At 73.9% G+C, this 15638-nt stretch carries 14 protein-coding genes; 11 read left to right on the top strand and 3 right to left on the bottom strand.

The genetic code is table 11. The features are described 5' to 3' along the window. Positions 1-4 precede the first annotated feature (4 nt). Positions 5-1549: an L-piperidine-6-carboxylate dehydrogenase gene (amaB, locus tag ACSUPR_RS01325; protein WP_436888785.1), complete on the bottom strand. Its 1545-nt coding sequence runs from the start codon at positions 1547-1549 to the stop codon at positions 5-7. A 195-nt stretch (positions 1550-1744) separates the two neighbouring features. Between amaB and ACSUPR_RS01320 the strand changes: the two genes are divergently transcribed. Next, positions 1745-2806: a pyroglutamyl peptidase gene (locus ACSUPR_RS01320; RefSeq protein WP_436888783.1), complete on the top strand. Its 1062-nt coding sequence runs from the start codon at positions 1745-1747 to the stop codon at positions 2804-2806. 74 nt (positions 2807-2880) lie between these two features. Here the strand turns inward: ACSUPR_RS01320 and ACSUPR_RS01315 are convergent, their stop codons facing one another. Beyond that, complete coding sequence (locus ACSUPR_RS01315; RefSeq protein WP_436888781.1) at positions 2881-3123, bottom strand: hypothetical protein; 243 nt, start codon at positions 3121-3123, stop codon at positions 2881-2883. A gap of 390 nt (positions 3124-3513) precedes the next feature. Here ACSUPR_RS01315 and ACSUPR_RS01310 point away from each other — a divergent pair, with 390 nt between their 5' ends. After that, a complete protein-coding gene (locus ACSUPR_RS01310; RefSeq protein WP_436888779.1) occupies positions 3514-5046 on the top strand; it encodes a polysaccharide deacetylase family protein in 1533 nt (510 codons plus the stop codon). A 133-nt stretch (positions 5047-5179) separates the two neighbouring features. Then, positions 5180-5917 (top strand): polysaccharide deacetylase family protein, encoded by a 738-nt coding sequence (locus ACSUPR_RS01305; protein WP_436888778.1) that lies wholly within the window; start codon positions 5180-5182, stop codon positions 5915-5917. Between the two features lie 2 nt (positions 5918-5919). Here ACSUPR_RS01305 and ACSUPR_RS01300 read toward each other — a convergent pair whose 3' ends face one another. Then, positions 5920-7377: an aldehyde dehydrogenase family protein gene (locus ACSUPR_RS01300; protein WP_436888776.1), complete on the bottom strand. Its 1458-nt coding sequence runs from the start codon at positions 7375-7377 to the stop codon at positions 5920-5922. A 54-nt stretch (positions 7378-7431) separates the two neighbouring features. Between ACSUPR_RS01300 and ACSUPR_RS01295 the strand changes: the two genes are divergently transcribed. The 8 genes from ACSUPR_RS01295 to ACSUPR_RS01260 all read left to right on the top strand — a co-directional run bounded on the left by ACSUPR_RS01295 (position 7432) and on the right by ACSUPR_RS01260 (position 15452). Beyond that, positions 7432-8052, top strand: a complete 621-nt coding sequence (locus tag ACSUPR_RS01295; protein ID WP_436888775.1) for a TetR/AcrR family transcriptional regulator — start codon at positions 7432-7434, stop codon at positions 8050-8052. 85 nt (positions 8053-8137) lie between these two features. Beyond that, on the top strand, positions 8138-9106 hold the full coding sequence (locus tag ACSUPR_RS01290; RefSeq protein WP_436888773.1) for a tyrosine-protein phosphatase: 969 nt from the start codon (positions 8138-8140) through the stop codon (positions 9104-9106). 254 nt (positions 9107-9360) lie between these two features. After that, positions 9361-9849, top strand: coding sequence for an N-acetyltransferase family protein (locus ACSUPR_RS01285; protein WP_436888771.1), 489 nt, complete (start codon positions 9361-9363; stop codon positions 9847-9849). Between the two features lie 188 nt (positions 9850-10037). Continuing rightward, the gene (locus ACSUPR_RS01280; RefSeq protein ID WP_436888769.1) at positions 10038-11492 is read left to right on the top strand and encodes a hypothetical protein; all 1455 of its coding nucleotides are present in this window, start codon (positions 10038-10040) and stop codon (positions 11490-11492) included. Positions 11493-11790: 298 nt separating this feature from the next. Next, entirely contained in the window at positions 11791-12231 is a 441-nt protein-coding gene (locus tag ACSUPR_RS01275) for a cupin domain-containing protein (protein ID WP_436888767.1), read from the top strand. A gap of 422 nt (positions 12232-12653) precedes the next feature. After that, the gene (locus ACSUPR_RS01270) at positions 12654-12857 is read left to right on the top strand and encodes a cold-shock protein (RefSeq protein WP_436888765.1); all 204 of its coding nucleotides are present in this window, start codon (positions 12654-12656) and stop codon (positions 12855-12857) included. Positions 12858-13248: 391 nt separating this feature from the next. Further along, positions 13249-14544: an aminotransferase class I/II-fold pyridoxal phosphate-dependent enzyme gene (locus tag ACSUPR_RS01265; RefSeq protein WP_436888764.1), complete on the top strand. Its 1296-nt coding sequence runs from the start codon at positions 13249-13251 to the stop codon at positions 14542-14544. Between the two features lie 17 nt (positions 14545-14561). After that, positions 14562-15452 carry a dihydrodipicolinate synthase family protein gene (locus tag ACSUPR_RS01260; RefSeq protein WP_436888762.1) on the top strand — a complete coding sequence of 297 codons (891 nt, stop codon included), beginning with the start codon at positions 14562-14564 and terminating at the stop codon, positions 15450-15452. Positions 15453-15638 lie beyond the last annotated feature (186 nt).

The raw sequence follows: 15638 nt of genomic DNA, 5'->3' as shown, positions 1-15638 counted from the left end.
CGCCTCACAGGAAGCGGACCCCCTGCGCCAGCGGCAGCTCACCGCCGAAGTTCACCGTGTTGGTCGCCCGCCGCATGTACGCCTTCCACGAATCCGACCCCGACTCACGGCCCCCGCCGGTGTCCTTCTCCCCACCGAACGCCCCGCCGATCTCCGCGCCCGACGTACCGATGTTCACGTTCACGATCCCGCAGTCCGACCCCGCCGACGACAGGAACCGCTCCGCCTCCTGCTGGTCCCGCGTGAAGATCGCCGACGACAGCCCCTGCGGGACCCCGTTGTGCAGCTCCACCGCCTCCTCCAGCGTCCGATACGTCAGCACGTACAGGATCGGGGCGAACGTCTCCTCCCGCACCACCTCCGTCTGCCCCGGCATCCGCACCACCGCCGGGTCCACGTAGTAGGCGTCCTTGGCGTCCTCCTCCAACCGCCGCGAGCCGCCCACCAGCACCCGGCCCCCGTCGGCCTCCGCCCGCGCCAGCGCGTCGCGCATCGCCGCATACCCCCGCTCACCGATGAGCGGGCCCACCAGCGTCCCCTCCTCGGACGGGTCCCCGACGCGGTCCTGCAGCTGCCGGTAGGCGGCCGCGATCCTCTCCGCGACCTCCTCCACCACGTCCTCGTGCACGATCAGGCGGCGCAGCGACGTGCACCGCTGCCCCGCCGTGCCCGCCGCCGCGAACACGCTCCCCCGCACCACCAGGTCCAGGTCCGCCGAGGGCGCCACCACGGCCGCGTTGTTGCCGCCCAGCTCCAGCAGGTACCGGCCCATCCGCGCGGCCACCCGCGGCGCCACCGCACGGCCCATGGCCGTCGACCCCGTCGCCGACACGAGCGCCACCCGCGCGTCGTCCACCAGCGCCTCGCCCACCGCACGGTCGCCCAGCACCACCCGGTGCACGTCCTCCGGCGCCCCGCACTCGCGCACCGCCCGCATCAGCAGCGCATGGCACGCCAGCGCCGTCAGCGGCGTCAGCTCCGAGGGCTTCCACACCACCGTGTCACCGCACACCAGCGCGATGCACGTGTTCCACGACCAGACCGCCACCGGGAAGTTGAACGCCGTGATCACCCCCACCACGCCCAGCGGGTGCCAGGTCTCCATCAACCGGTGCCCGGGCCGCTCCGAAGGCATCGTCCGCCCGTACAGCTGCCGCGACAGCCCCACCGCGAACTCGCACACATCGATCATCTCCTGCACCTCGCCCAGTGCCTCGGAGCGGATCTTGCCCGCCTCGATCGTCACCAGCTCGGCCAGGTCGCCCTTGTGCTCGCGCAGCAGCTCGCCCAGACGGCGCACCAGCGCCCCCCGCACCGGCGCCGGGGTGTCCCGCCACGCCGGGAACGCCGCGTGCGCGGCCCCCACCGCCCGCTCCGCGGAGGCAGCCGTGTCCGACTCCACCGGGAACAGCACGCCTCCGGTCACCGGGGTCCGAGCCGTCCCGGCCGCGCCGACCGGCTCGCGCAGCCGGTCGACACCGCACCGGGCCAGAGCCTCCCTGGCGCGCTCGGCGAGGTACTCGGTGTCGGGCAGAGCAGAAGTGTGCATGTGCGACTCTCTTCGTCGAGAGGGGGCAGGACACTCAACACCCTGCCAAGTCCGGGCCCGCCGGTCCAGCCCCACCGTCCAGGTTTCACGCCGCACCCGCTCCCCCTCCCCCGGCCCGCCCCCGCCCGACGTTAGACTCGAGCGCCCGTCCCCCCGGCGGCCCCATCGGCCGCCTCCCCTACAGACAGCGATCCCGTGCACCACGACACCACCCCCGAAGAGGACCGCGCCCGCCTCGACGTCCCCCGCCGGATCCTCGAACGCTCCGGGTTCGGAGCCGCCGTACCCCTCTTCACCGCCGACCTCAACGACGCCGCCGACCCCGAGGCGGCCCGCCAGGCCGTCACCGCCCACGCCTCGCGGCTGTGGACCGAGGCCGCCCGCACCGACGTCGGAACCGTCGACGACCGCCCCCTGTACTGGGCCCGCCTGCTGCTCGCCGCCCGCCTGCGCACCTGGCGCCCCCCCTTCGACCTCACCGACCGGGACCGCACCGCGCTCCTGCACCTGCTGGAGACCGCCTCCCGCGGCATCACCGAGCTGCACTTCCCCCCCGGAGAACACCTCCTGCGCATCGCCGTCACCGGCTTCGACCCCTTCCACCTGGATCGGGACCCCGCCTGCGCCAACCCCTCCGGCGCCGCCGCCCTGGACCTGAACGGGTGGACCTTCCCCGTGGCGGGACGCACAGCCGTCGTCCGCACCGCCGTCTTCCCCGTCCGCTGGGCCGACTTCGACGCCGGACTCGTGGAACAGGCCCTGGGCCGCGTCCACGGCCAGGCCGACGCCGTCCTCACCCTCAGCCGCGGCCGCCCCGACCGGTTCGACCTGGAGGTGTGGAACGGGGTCTGGCGCGGCGGCGGCACCGACAACCTGGGGGTGGCCCGCACCGGCCGCGCCCTGCCCGAGGACGCCCCCGAATGGACCCGATCCACCCTGCCCCTGCAGGAGATCGCCGACAGCGTCGACGGACCGGTCGTGGTCAACACCGAGGTCACCGAGATCCCCGCGGGCGCCACCGAACCGGTCGTCCGGCCCGACGGGCCCACCCCGGGCTCGGCTGCCCGCAGCGGAGGAGGCGGCGACTACCTGTCCAACGAGATCGCCTACCGCAACACCCTGCTGCGCGACCGGGCCGGCTCCTCGGCCCCGGCGGGACACGTGCACCTGCCCCGCACCGGCTCCGTGGACGAGCACGCCCCCGTGCTGGCCCGGGTGCGCGAGATCGTCGCCGCGGTGGCCCGCACCCTGGCCTGAGCGGTCCCACGACGACGGGGGGCGCGCGGCCGGGCCGCGCGCCCCCCGTGGCGGGCCGAGCCCACCGGTACGGGTCAGTACCCGCTGCCCAGCGCCGTCAGGTACCAGGCGCCGTACATCACGATGTAGACGACCCCCACCACCAGGCCCACACCGAACATCACCCAGGAGATGATGGTGCACGTCTTGGCGGTCTTGGGGCTGCTGGTGGCCGTGGCCGCGCCGATGATGCCCAGAACCAGGCCGACGAGGGCGAACGCCCAGCAGAAGCACAGGCCCAGCGCGTTGGCGATGATCGCGCCGATGGCGGCGCCCATGCTGAAGGGCGGCTCCTGGGGGCCGCCGCCGTATCCGCCCGAGGGCGGCGGGTAGCCGCCCGGGCCCCCCGGCGGCGGATAACCGCCGGGACCGCCGGGGGGCGGAGGGTACCCACCGGGGCCACCGGGCGGGGGATAGCCGCCGGAGCCTCCCGGCGGCGGGGGGACGTATCCCCCGGTGCCGTCGTTGAACGGCTGTCCGGGGCCTGGACCGTAGCTCATGGATCCCTTTCGACTCGGGTGCGGGAGCGGGTACCACGTTAGAGGGTGGGACGCCCGTCTCCGGCCGCAGGTTCGAGCTTCCGCATTACCCAAAAAACATGACAGAAAGTATTCAATCGGGCGCGTTCCGATTCTGCTCTCCCCACCCTCCCCCGATATGGTCCCCTCGTGCCTGACAACTCAGTACGCCGAAAACTCGCCGTCACCGCCGCCCTGAGCCTGCTCCTGGTACCGGGCTGCCACGCCGCGGACCAGGCCCTGCCCTACGTCGAGGCGGTACGCATACCACTCGAAACATGGCCGTCAATGCAGGTCGGAACCCGTTCGGTGGCCACCGACACCGGCACCGTCGCGTACCGCTACCCCGTCCTGGGCCAGGACCACCCGCTCACCGCGGAGATCCACACCTCCATGGCGCAACGCCAGACCGCATTCCTGGAGGACCTGCCCGAAAGCGGCGCACCGGAACTCCAGCAGGACGCGACCGTACTGGCCGCCTCACCGCGCGTCATCGGCGTCCGCATCACCGAGACCACCAAGGCCGGCGTCAACGAGACCTTCCGCGCCCGCACCCTGTGGTACGACACCGACACCGAGGCCGTCCTGCCCTGGACCTCGCTCTTCCGCGACGAGGCCGCCATCGAGAGCGCCCACCTGGCCGTCGCCGAGGCCCTCGAGGACGGCTACGACATGCCGACCGAGCAGCTGCCCGGTCTGGTCGGCGAAGTCGCCATGCGCGCCGCCCGGCAGGAGGAGGGGTCCGAGGCCGCGGCGGCCGACCCCTCCCCCTCACCCGGGGAGGCCGGAACGCTGGACCTGTCCGACCCGGAACAGGCACTGCGCGCCGCCGAACTCTGGGAGGGGTCGCCCCTGGCCGACCTCGCCTTCAGCACCGCAGGCGGACTCGCGGTGCGCATGGAACCCGCGGACGTGCCCGGAGCCGGCCGTGTCGCCGAGGTCCTGCTCCCGGTGGAACCCGAGGACGCCGAGGACCTGCTCTCGGAACTGGGCTACCACGCCCGGGAGGCCGCCCTGGCGGGCGAGCCCGACTTCCCGCTGGACGGCGAACTGTCCGCCGAGGGCGGCACCCTGGACTGCTCCCGGCTCAAGTGCGTCGCCCTGACCTTCGACGACGGACCCGGCGAGGAGACCGAGCGGCTGCTCGACATGCTCGCCGAATACGACGCCCGCGCCACCTTCTACGTCCTGGGCTCGCTGGTGAGCGAGTTTCCCGAGGTGGTCGAGCGCACCCACGCCGAGGGCCACGAGATGGGCAACCACTCCTGGAAGCACGACGACCTGGCGGGCAAGTCCGAAGCCGGGGTCGCCGACGACATCCGGCGCACCAACGAGGCCGTACGCGAGGTCACCGGCTCGGACCCGCTGACCATCCGCCCGCCCTACGGCTCCCTCAACGGAACCGTCCGCAAGGCCGTGGACCAGCCGCTGATCCTGTGGGACGTCGACACCATGGACTGGCGCAGCCGCGACACCGCCAAGGTCGCAGGACACGCACTGGAGCACACCGTGCCGGGCAGCGTCGTCCTCTTCCACGACATCCACCCCAGCACGGTGGACGCCGTACCCGAGGTACTGGAGGGCCTGCACCGGCAGGGGTACCACTTCGTGACCGTCACCGACCTGTTCGGCCTGGAGGAACTGTCCCCGGGCGACGTCTACACCGACGCCCGCGTGAGCTGACGGGCCCGAATGCACGAACCCCCGCAACCGCGGGGGTTCACGCATTCCATTCCCCTAAGCGCCTGAAGAGCGGTTCGTCACTTCGTGGGCTTTTCCCTTTGCCCAGGTCACGAGCTCGCATACATTCTCCAGCGTGAACGTTACCCTTCCGAAACCCAGGCTCGCCCTCCTCGCCACCGGCGGACTCGCTCTCGCCGCCCTCCTCACCCCGGCCGCGCCCGCCACCGCCGACACCGCGCTCGACGCCCAGGGCAAGAGCATCCAGAGAACCGACTGCGCCAAGGACAAGTGCGTCGCCCTCACCTTCGACGACGGCCCCGGCCGCCACACCGACGAAGTCCTGGACGCCCTCGCCGACCACGACGCCAAGGCCACCTTCTACCTCCTCGGCTCCAACGTCGGCGCCTTCCCCGACACCGTGAAGCGCATGGCCGACGAGGGCCACGAGATCGGCAACCACTCCTGGAAGCACGACGACCTGGCCACCCTCTCCGGAGCCGACATCGAGGACGACCTCGAACGCACCGACAGGGCCATCGAGGACATCACCGGCGACGAGCCCACCACCATGCGCCCGCCCTACGGATCACTCGACGACACCGCCCGCGAGGCCATCGGCAGACCCATCGTGCTCTGGGACGTGGACACCCTCGACTGGCAGAGCCGCGACGCCGGAGCCGTCACCGACGTCACCCTCGACCAGGCCGGCCGGGGCAGCGTCGTCCTCTTCCACGACATCCACGAGAGCACCGTCGACGCCGTCCCCGGCATCCTCGACGGACTCGCCGAGGACGGCTACCACTTCGTCACCGTCTCCGAACTGGCCGGAGACGACCTGGAGCCCGGCGTCGCCATCACCGACGCACGCTAGGGCTACAGCATCCGCCGCAGCATCTTCTCCTTCAGGTCGGTGATCGGCGCGTAGGCCAGCCGCATCGTGTCCAGCACCAGCGACTTGTCCAGCACCGACTTGGTGTGCGAGAACGTGTCGATCGACGCCGTCGAGTGGTACGCGCCCATACCGCTCTCACCCACACCGCCGAACGGCAGGTCCGGCACCGCCAGGTGCGCGATGGGCAGGCCGAACGCCAACCCGCCCGAGGACGTCTCCGTCGTCAGACGCCGCTTGGTCGCCTCGGACGCCGTGAACGCGTACAGGGCCAGGGGCTTGTCCCGCCCGTTCACGAACGCGATCGCCTCGTCCAGGTCCGCCACCCGCACCACCGGCAGGATCGGCCCGAAGACCTCCTCCGCCATGATCGGGGTGTCCGCCGTGACACCCCCCAGCACCGTCGGCGCGATGTACAGGTCCTCACGGTCGTGGCGGCCGCCCGCCACCACCGTCCCGCTGTCCAGCAGCGCGACCAGCCGGTCGAAGTGCCGCTCGTTCACGATGCGCCCGTAGTCCGCACTGGCCCTGGGGTCCCGCCCGAACATCTCCGTGATCGCCGCCGCCAGCTCCCGCTGCAGCTCCTCGGCGGTGTCACCCACCGCCAGCACGTAGTCCGGCGCCACACACGTCTGCCCCGCGTTGGTGAACTTGCCCCACGCCAGCCGCCGCGCCGTCGTGGCCAGGTCCACCCCCGGCTCCACGATCGCCGGGCTCTTGCCGCCCAGCTCCAGCGTGACCGGGGTCAGGTGCTTGACCGCGGCCGCCATGATGATCCGCGCCACCTGCGCGTTGCCGGTGTAGAAGATGTGGTCGAAGTGCTGCTCCAGCAGCGCCGTGCTCTCCGGCACGCCGCCCTCGACCACCGCCACCGCCTCCCGGTCCAGGTACCGGGGGAGCAGCTCGGCCAGCAGCGACGAGGTCGCCGGGGACAGCTCACTGGGCTTGAGCACCACCGCGTTGCCCGCCGCCAGCGCGCCCACCATCGGGGCCAGCGCCAGGTTCACCGGGTAGTTCCACGGACTGATCACCAGTACCGTGCCCAGGGGCTCGCGGACCGTACGGGCCTTGGCCGGCGCCAACGCCACCGGCACCGGGACCCGGCGGGGACGCAGCCACGACGCCAGGTGCTTGAGGGTGTGGTCGATCTCGTTGATCACGAAGCCGATCTCGGTGGTGTGCGCCTCCACCGGGCTCTTGCCCAGGTCGGCCCCGAGCGCCTTCTCCAGGGCGGGGCGCTCCTCCACCAGGAGGGAGCGCAGCCCCCGCAGCTGGGCGCGGCGCCAGCCGATCGGCTTGGTCCGCCCGGAGGCGAAGGCGGCACGCAGGCCGCGCACCAGCTCGGCGATCTGTGCGGCCGCGTCACCGTCGATGGGGGCGGGGGCGGCGGTCTGGACGGTGGCCTGGCGGACGGCGGGGGTGCCGGGGGTGTCGTTCGTCATGACCGGATACTAAACGAAACCTTTTCGTTTTGGCCAGGACCGTAGGATGCTCCCATGACCACCGACCATCTGCCCGAGACGACGCCCCGCCGCGGAAGGCCGCGGGACGCCGCCCGGGACCGCGCGCTGATGGACGCCACCCTCCACGAACTCCGCCTGCACGGATACGGCGGGCTGACCACCGCCGCCGTCGCCCGCCGGGCCGGGGTCTCCACCGCCACCCTGTACCGCCGCTGGCGCTCCAAGGAGCACCTGGTCGTCGAGGCCGCCGGCGTGTGGGCCGAGGAGCTGGGACCCGACCGCGACACCGGAGGCCTGCGCTCGGACCTGGCCGCGCTGCTCCACGACAAGGCCACCGCCCTGGACGGGCCCTCCGGCCAACTGCTCCGCGCCATCCTGGGCGAGGCCGCGCACAACCGGGCCCTCGCCGACGTCCTGCTCGGCGAGTACGTGGCACCGCTCCAGGACCGGGTGGCCGCCATCGTGGCCCGCGCCGCCGAACGGGGAGAGATCCCGCCGGTGGAGGACCCGGTGGTGGTGGGCGAGCTCGTGATCGGCCCCATGGTCACCCACACCTTCCTGGTGCCGCACACTCCGGACTCCCGGCCGGGACTGGACATGGCGCGAAGACTGCTCCCCTACCTCCTGCGGGCCCTGGGGGCTCCGGCGGACTAGGGGCGGCCGCGCGGACACACCGGGGCGCCCGGAAAGGGGCCGAGGACCTTTCCTCCCTCCGCGGGGGGAGGTATCCCTGGCGTTCATGAGCGACGGCGGAAGGATCACCTGGGAAGGGTTCTTCAACACCCGCGACCTCGGCGGCCTCCCCGCCCGCTGCGGCCGGACCACCCGCCGCGGGGCCTTCTTCAGGTCCGCCGACCTGCGTTTCGTCACCGCCCGGGGGTGGCAGGCCGCCTACGGCGCCGGCGTGCGCACCGTCGTGGACCTGCGCGACCCGGACGGGATCCGGCCGGCTCCGGGCGGGGGCCCCGCGCGCCGGGTCGGGTCCGGCGCGTTCGCCGCGGCACCGGCCCGGACGCCCCTCCCGTCGGGCGTGCGACGCCTGGAGGTGCCCCTGGACCATGTCGAGGACGTCGGGTTCTGGAAGGACGTCGACCGCGGGCAGCCGAACGGGAGCCCGCTCTACTTCCGGCCCTTCCTCGCCCACAGGGCCGAACGGTGCGCCGCGGTGGTCACCGCCCTGGCACGCTCCGGGCCCGGCGGCGTCCTGTTCCACTGCGGGGCCGGGCGCGACCGCACAGGTCTGGTCACCCTGCTGCTGCTCTCCCTGGCAGGGGTCGGGGCCGAAGCGATAGCCGAGCACTACGCGCTCTCCACCGCCGCACTCGTCCCCCTCTTCGCCGCGATGGGACGGGAGGACCAGGGCCCGGTGGTCGAGGCTCTGTCGGCCGACCGCGGCCTGACGCTGCGCGGCAGTGTCCTCGACGTCCTGAAGGACCTGGACGCGTGGGCCTGTCTCCTGGAGGCGGGGGGCCGCCGAGGAAGACCTCGTCCGGCTCCGGGGCCGGCTCCTGGCCTGAGGGGCCGGGGCCCGGAGGCTCCGGGGGGTACCGGCGGGGCCTCCCCGGCGGCCCGCCGCACCTCCCGGGCGGAGGAGGGCACCGGCGCCACGGGGGCGGTACCGCCGGCGGGCGGGGTCGCCGGCCTGGGCTCCCCGACCCGGTGGGGCGACCGGTACGACACGACGCACACGGACTGCGTGGACGGCTGAGGGTCGGGCCCCGCCCGTGCTGTGCTGCGCCGGGACCGCACCCTCCGGCCCGGGGCCGCGGGGGACACGCCGGGCGAGCGGGGAGGGCGGAGTGGAAGGGGGTGTGCGGCGCAGCCGCACCCCTCTCTTTTTCTCTTGGCTGTCATTTCACTCGGCCCTCCACCTTTACGACGTAGATTCATACCGTGTCCGGAGAGGAGGCCCCGACACGAAACCGCTTGTCGGAGCCCTGCCCCGGCCACAGACTGGGGGCCATGCACATCCGCGCCGCAGACCCCGCCGACTGGGCCTCCATCTGGCCCTTCCTCCACCGCATCGTCGCCGCCGGCGACACCTTCACCTATCCCCCGGACCTGGGCGAGGCACAGGCGCGCGACATGTGGCTGCTCCCCGAGCCGGACCGGACGGTGGTGGCGGTGGACGGCGACGGCACCGTCCTGGGCACCGCGAAGATGAACCGGAACCACGGGGGCAACGCCTCGCACATCGCGAGCGCCAGCTACATGGTCGACCCGGCGCACGCCGGCCGGGGGGCGGGGCGGGCCCTGTGCGAGTACTCGCTGGAGTGGGCGCGCGCCGCGGGCTTCCGGGCGATGCAGTTCAACGCCGTGGTGGAGGCCAACGAGCGGGCGGTGGGACTGTACCGGTCGCTGGGGTTCGAGGTCGTAGGCACGCTGCCGGAGGGGTTCAACCATCCGGAGCTGGGGTTCGTGGGGCTGCACATCATGTACCGGAGGCTGTGAGGCCCCGCCCCCGGGCGGGGTTCGAACAGGTTTTCCGCCGTTCGGCCCCGCCACCGCCCCCGTGGCACTAAGCTTCTTCCCAGTTCCCCTCAGTGACACCCGTGTCACAAAAATCGGAGCCGTTCGGTGCGCCAACACCGAGACGGCCCCTGACCAACCGTCCTGCCAAACCAGGAAGGCGGCTAGTGATGAATCCTAGTCCCCAGATTACGGCTGCCCAAAATCAGGCCCCGAAGCCCTCCCCCGTCCCGCGCAAACGCCCCGAAGGCTCCCTGCGCCTGCGCGGCTTCTCCCCCCTCGTCTGGGTCACGGAGGTCATCGACAAGGGGCTCCTGCCGAGTCTGCGCTCCTGTCTGGCGGCCGTCCTCATCGCCCGGGCCACCGACCGCGACGGCCGCTGGTGCTTCATGCGCCAGGCCACCCTGGTCGAGCGCTCGGGCGGCACTCTCAGCCTCACCACCGCCCGGCGGGCCATCGCCGACCTCGTCCGGGCGGGTGTGGTCCGCAAACTCCCCCGCGAGCAGGTGCGGGAGTTCTTCGCGCAGGACCTGGCCGCCGGTCGGCGCCGGGCGGACGCCCTGCCCGACGTCCTGGAGCTGCTCATCCCGGCCGCCGCCTTTCCCGCCGACTTCCTGGAGCGGGTCAACGAGGCGCGCGCCCTGCTGGGCGAGGAGCCGCTGACCCCGGACAACCGGCCCGACCTGCCCGCGACCGGCCGGTCCGGTGCCCCGCGGCCGGTCGAAGTGACCGGCCGCGGGGTGTCGGATCGACCGACAGACCCCTCTCCCAACGACCCCCGCCCCAACGACCCCTCTCCGGATCCCGTCCGCGGGCGGGTCACCACAGGGGCGGTGGTCCCGCGGCCGCGCACCGCGCCCGACGCGGCCGAGCCGCCGGGCGCCGCGCCGCCGGCCGTCGGGGCGGCGGACGGTCCCGCCGACGCCCCTCCCCCGGCACCGCCGTACCGGGGACCGTCGCACCCGGCGCCGCCCTCGCCGCCGGGGTGGGCGCTGGACCTGCTCCGGCTCATCCCGGACGCGGCCCTGACCCGCCCCCACCGCGACCGGCGCGTCCTCGCCGCGCGGCTGGCCGACCTGCGCTCCGCGGGGGTGGCCTCGGACGAACTCGCCGCCGCCCTGTCCGGCTGGCAGGACACCGCGCGGCCCTACGCCGCGCTCCGCGCCCGGCTGGACTCCCCCGAGGCCGTCCGCGCCTGGAACAGCGGGGTCCTCATCCGGGATCGGCCCCGGCCGGCCCCCGAGGGGGACGCCTTCGCCCGCCGCCCCGCCTTCACCCTCGACTCCCGGGGCAGGGCCGTGCGCACCTGCCCGGACCATCCGGGCGTCCGCAACGTCCCCGGCGGCGCCTGCGCCGTGTGCGGCGGCCCCTGCCGGACCGAACCCGACGAGGTCGTCCACCCGCCCGCCGCGCGCGGAGGCGACATCCTCCACAGGTGGCTCGGCGCGCCCGACGTCGACGCCCTGTTCACCGCGCCCAAGTGCGGCAACGAGCACTGCAACGGGGACAAGGCCTCACCCCGCTACCGCACCGTCATCCGCCTCACCCCCGACGGCCGGGACGCCGTCCCGGTGCCCTGCCCGGTCTGCGGACGCAGGACACGCCGTACCGCCGACGCTGCATGAGCAGACCCCGGGCGGGACGTCCGGCGGCCGGACCGGCCCGTCCGCCACCCGGGCGTCCGCCCCTCCCCGCGCCGACCGCCGCACCGCCCGCATGGGCGCCGCTCCGGTGCGAAGGCGCCTACAGGCGGCATGGACGCACCCGGCCGGAGGCGGCCCCCGGCTCTCCTGGCGACCGCCCGGTTCCGGACGCGCCCCGCGGCGCCTCCGGAAGCGGCGGGGCATTGACGATGGTCAGCCTCTCTGTCTAAATTGGTCAGAGAAGCTGAATATCCGGATGCCTCCCGATCGGAGCAGCGACATGTCCGCACGCATCCACTTCACCGAACCCGGCGGCGGCCTCCTCATGGACACCGTCGACGGAATCCACGCCGAGAAGGCCGGAGCCGAGCACACCGGCGGCGCCTACGAGCTGTTCGAGGTCGCCCTGCGCCAGGGCCCGCCGATGCCGCCGCGCCGCACCCCGTGGGCCAAGACGTTCTACCTGCTGGAGGGGGAGATGAGCGTGGAGGCCGACGGGCGGACGTTCCGACTGACTCCCGGCGCCTCGCTCACGCTCCCCGAGGACGTCCCGCACACCTTCGCGGCCGAGGCCCCCGGGACGCGCGTCCTCGGCTTCGCCACGGGCGACAGGGCCGGACGCCTGTTCCGGGCGATCGTGGCGGCCGTGGCCGAGGAGCCCGACGAGCTGATCCCCGCCCTGCTCTCGGTGGCCCGCGAGCACGACGTCGAGTTCGTCTGACCCGCGAGGGGGCGAGGAGGGGAACGCGCACGTGCGCACGGCACGTGTCGGACCGGCCATCGCGGGGCCGCCGGGGTTCGCCGCCCCGCCCCCGCCCATCCCCGGCGGCGACGGGCCCGGGGAGATCATCCTGGACGCAGCGGCCCCGGCAGCCCCGCCCTCCGGCCGACGGGGTCCGCGTGTCGCGACGGCGGCCGGCGGCGCGACACGCCCGCGGCCCACACGGCATTCCCTTTTCGATACCACGATTTCCGGTGCCATGTGACACATCGAATTACCGGGAGAACAGAATTTTCGTGTGCTAGGCTCTGAGAAGTTGCAGTAGTGGCCCCGTGGAATTTTCACCTCCCCGGGAGATCACCGCAGTGACGGGGAAATCGTCACCCGCGGTTTTCTTCGAACTCCGAGCGAGAGGTGCCACCATGGCCACCGGTACTGTCAAGTGGTTCAACGGCGAAAAGGGCTTCGGCTTCATCCAGCAGGACGGCGGCGGCCCCGACGCCTTCGCCCACTACTCGAACATCCAGTCCACGGGCTACCGTGAGCTGGCCGAAGGCCAGGCCGTGCAGTACGACGCCGTTGCCGGGGCCAAGGGCCCCCAGGCGGAGAACATCACCCTGATCTAGCCTGATCCGGGGGAGTGCGAGCTCCCCTCTGCGACGGGGTCCACCCTACGGGGGCGGGCCCCGTCGTTCTGCTTTTCCCCGCCGGTTCTCGGAACGCCGTTCTCCGACCGCTTTCCCCCACCCCAGAAAACCTCCTGTGGGGCGTACAGGTTTCGTTCATCCGACACATCCGATTTCCTCCTGTACGGGCGCGAGGAATTCACCTCCACCGGACAGGCGCCCCCGCCCCCCGCGGATTCCGGCCGCACCGGATCCCCGGCGCGCGCCTCCTCCGCACGGGACCCGCGAGCGCGGACCGCCTCCCCCGGCCGACCGCGCTCCACCACCACGCGGCGCAGGCGTGGACCACCCCCGTTTTTTGTCCTAGGACATCAGGCCATAGGGTGGGGGCATGCCCGAACCGACCATCTCCGGGGACTCCGCGGCCGCGATCGCCGACTCCGTGCGCGACCTGGTCGCACGCGGGGACCTGTGCGCGGGCGACGCCCTGCCCCCGGTCCGTGCGCTGGCCGCCCGGCTGGGGGTGAACCGCAACACCGCCGGCGCCGCCTACACCGCACTGGCCGCGGCGGGCGTGGTCGAGACCCGACGCGGCGGCGGCACGGTGGTGCGCGGGATCGTGCCCGTGGCCGCCGAGGGCGCACGGGCGCCCGAGGACACGGTCGACCTCGCCGACGGCAACCCCGACCCGGCGCTGCTGCCGCCGCTGCCCGCCCTGGAGGGCCGCGCGCCCGTGCTGTACGGCGCGCCCGGCACCGACGAGGAGCTGGGCCGCTGGGCCGGGGAGCACCTGCTCCCGGACGCCGGCCCCGGTGGCACGCTCGTGATCACCCACGGCGCCGTGGACGCGGTCGAGCGCGTACTGGGCGCGCACCTGACGCGCGGGGACCCGATCGCGGTCGAGGACCCGGGGTTCCTGTCCGGCATCGGCACGTTCCGCAACAACGGATACCGCTGCCTGCCGGTGCCGGTGGACGCCCACGGCATGACCACCGATGGGCTGCGCGCGGCCCTGGAGGCCGGGGCGCGGGCGGTGGTGTGCACCCCCCGCGCGCACAACCCGACCGGGGCGAGCCTGAGCGCGCGGCGGGCACGGGAGCTCCGCGCCCTCCTGTCGGCGCACCCGGAGGTGCTGGTGATCGAGGACGACCACTTCTCCGCCCTGGCCCGCACCCCCTACCGGCGCATCACCCCCGCCGGGGCGCCGCGGTGGGCGCTGGTGCGCTCGGTGTCGAAGTTCCTGGGCCCGGACCTGCGCCTGGCGATGGTGGTGTGCGACCCCGACACGGCGGCCCGGCTGCGGGCCCGCCTGGCGGCGGCCCGGGTCAGCCACCTGTTGCAGCGCCTGGTCGCCGGGATGCTCACCTCCCCCGCCACCCCCGCACTGCTGGAGCGGGCCTCGGACGTGTACGCGTACCGGCGCGGGCTACTGACCGGCGAGCTGGACGCCCGGGGGGTCCCCTGGCTGCGGGGACCCGACGGGGTCAACGTGTGGGTACCGCTGGCCGACGTCCCCGAGGCGGCCGCGGTCGCGGGCCTGGCCGGCCTCGGGTGGTCCGTGCGCCCCGGATCGCCGTTCACCCTGACGCACCGGCCCGCCGTCCGCATCACCACCGCCGTCATCGGGCCCGAACACGCCGGGTCCTTCGCCGCCGACCTGGCCGCCGTCCTCGCCCGGAACACCTGACGACCCACGGAGAGACCATGTTCACCGGCCTGAGCGCCTTCCCCCTGACCCCGCTGCACGAGGACCGCTTCGACGAGCGGGCCTACGCGGAGCTGATCACCCGCCTGGTCCGGGCCGGCGTCGACTCCGTCGGCGCGCTGGGATCGACCGGCTCCTACGCCTACCTGGACCGCGACGAGCGCCGCCGGGTGGCCGAGGCGGCGGTGCGGCACGCGGACGGCACACCGGTGCTCGTGGGCATCGGCGCGCCGCGCACCTCGCAGGTGCGGGCCCTGGCACAGGACGCCCAGCAGGCCGGCGCGTCCGCCGTGCTGCTGGCGCCGGTGGGCTACCAGGCGCTGACGGAGGAGGAGGTGTTCTCGCTCTACGAGGACGTGACCGCCGAGCTGTCGGTGCCCCTGGTCGTCTACGACAACCCGGGCACGACGCACTTCACCTTCTCGACGGAGCTGTACGGACGTGTGGCGGCGCTGCCCGGCGTGGCCGCGATCAAGATCCCGCCGGTGCCCGCGGACCCGGCGGCCGCCCGCGAACGCGTGGCGGCGATCCGCGCGTCCGTCCCCGACCACGTGGTCGTCGGGGTCTCCGGCGACGCCGCCGCCGCGACCGGGATCGGCGCCGGCTGCGGCGCCTGGTTCTCGGCGGTGGCCGGGACCCTGCCCGCTACCGCCCTGCCGCTGGCCCGTGCCGCGCTGGGCGGGGACGCCGGGAGGGCGGCCGCGGAGTCGGAGCGGCTGCGGCCGCTGTGGGACCTGTTCGCCGCCCACGGCAGCCTGCGGGTGATCGCCGCGGTCGCCGAGCACCTGGGGCTGGTCGCACCGCACTGCCTGCCCCGCCCTGTCCTGGGACTGCCCGCCGCCGGGCGGGAGCGGGTGGCCCGGGTGGTCGAGGAGCTGGGCCTGGCCTGAGCCGGACCGGGGCCGTCGGCAGCCGGTGCCCGGCGGGCGGTCCCGGTCCGGCCGCGGGGACCGCGGCGAGCGCCACCGGGGCCGCGGTGGACCGCCCGGCGCCCTGCCCGCCCCGTGGAACGCGGCCCGGCGGCGGACTTGACCTTCGAGCCGGGTCGAAGGTCTACCGTCGAAGGCGTGGAGACC

Origin of the sequence: Nocardiopsis dassonvillei (assembly GCF_964273065.1) — a bacterium.
Classification (GTDB): Bacteria; Actinomycetota; Actinomycetes; order Streptosporangiales; family Streptosporangiaceae; genus Nocardiopsis; species Nocardiopsis dassonvillei_B.
This window is presented reverse-complemented; position numbering and strand designations above follow the sequence as displayed.

Excerpts from the sequence above, each read along its gene's own strand:
- amaB (WP_436888785.1), bottom strand. The coding sequence starts at position 1,549 with ATGCACACTTCTGCTCTGCCCGACACCGAGTACCTCGCCGAGCGCGCC.
- ACSUPR_RS01315 (WP_436888781.1), bottom strand. The coding sequence starts at position 3,123 with ATGGGCGCCGCCATCGGCGCGATCATCGCCAACGCGCTGGGCCTGTGC.
- ACSUPR_RS01300 (WP_436888776.1), bottom strand. The coding sequence starts at position 7,377 with ATGACGAACGACACCCCCGGCACCCCCGCCGTCCGCCAGGCCACCGTC.
- ACSUPR_RS01295 (WP_436888775.1), top strand. The coding sequence starts at position 7,432 with ATGACCACCGACCATCTGCCCGAGACGACGCCCCGCCGCGGAAGGCCG.
- ACSUPR_RS01290 (WP_436888773.1), top strand. The coding sequence starts at position 8,138 with ATGAGCGACGGCGGAAGGATCACCTGGGAAGGGTTCTTCAACACCCGC.
- ACSUPR_RS01285 (WP_436888771.1), top strand. The coding sequence starts at position 9,361 with ATGCACATCCGCGCCGCAGACCCCGCCGACTGGGCCTCCATCTGGCCC.
- ACSUPR_RS01280 (WP_436888769.1), top strand. The coding sequence starts at position 10,038 with ATGAATCCTAGTCCCCAGATTACGGCTGCCCAAAATCAGGCCCCGAAG.
- ACSUPR_RS01275 (WP_436888767.1), top strand. The coding sequence starts at position 11,791 with ATGTCCGCACGCATCCACTTCACCGAACCCGGCGGCGGCCTCCTCATG.
- ACSUPR_RS01270 (WP_436888765.1), top strand. The coding sequence starts at position 12,654 with ATGGCCACCGGTACTGTCAAGTGGTTCAACGGCGAAAAGGGCTTCGGC.
- ACSUPR_RS01265 (WP_436888764.1), top strand. The coding sequence starts at position 13,249 with ATGCCCGAACCGACCATCTCCGGGGACTCCGCGGCCGCGATCGCCGAC.
- ACSUPR_RS01260 (WP_436888762.1), top strand. The coding sequence starts at position 14,562 with ATGTTCACCGGCCTGAGCGCCTTCCCCCTGACCCCGCTGCACGAGGAC.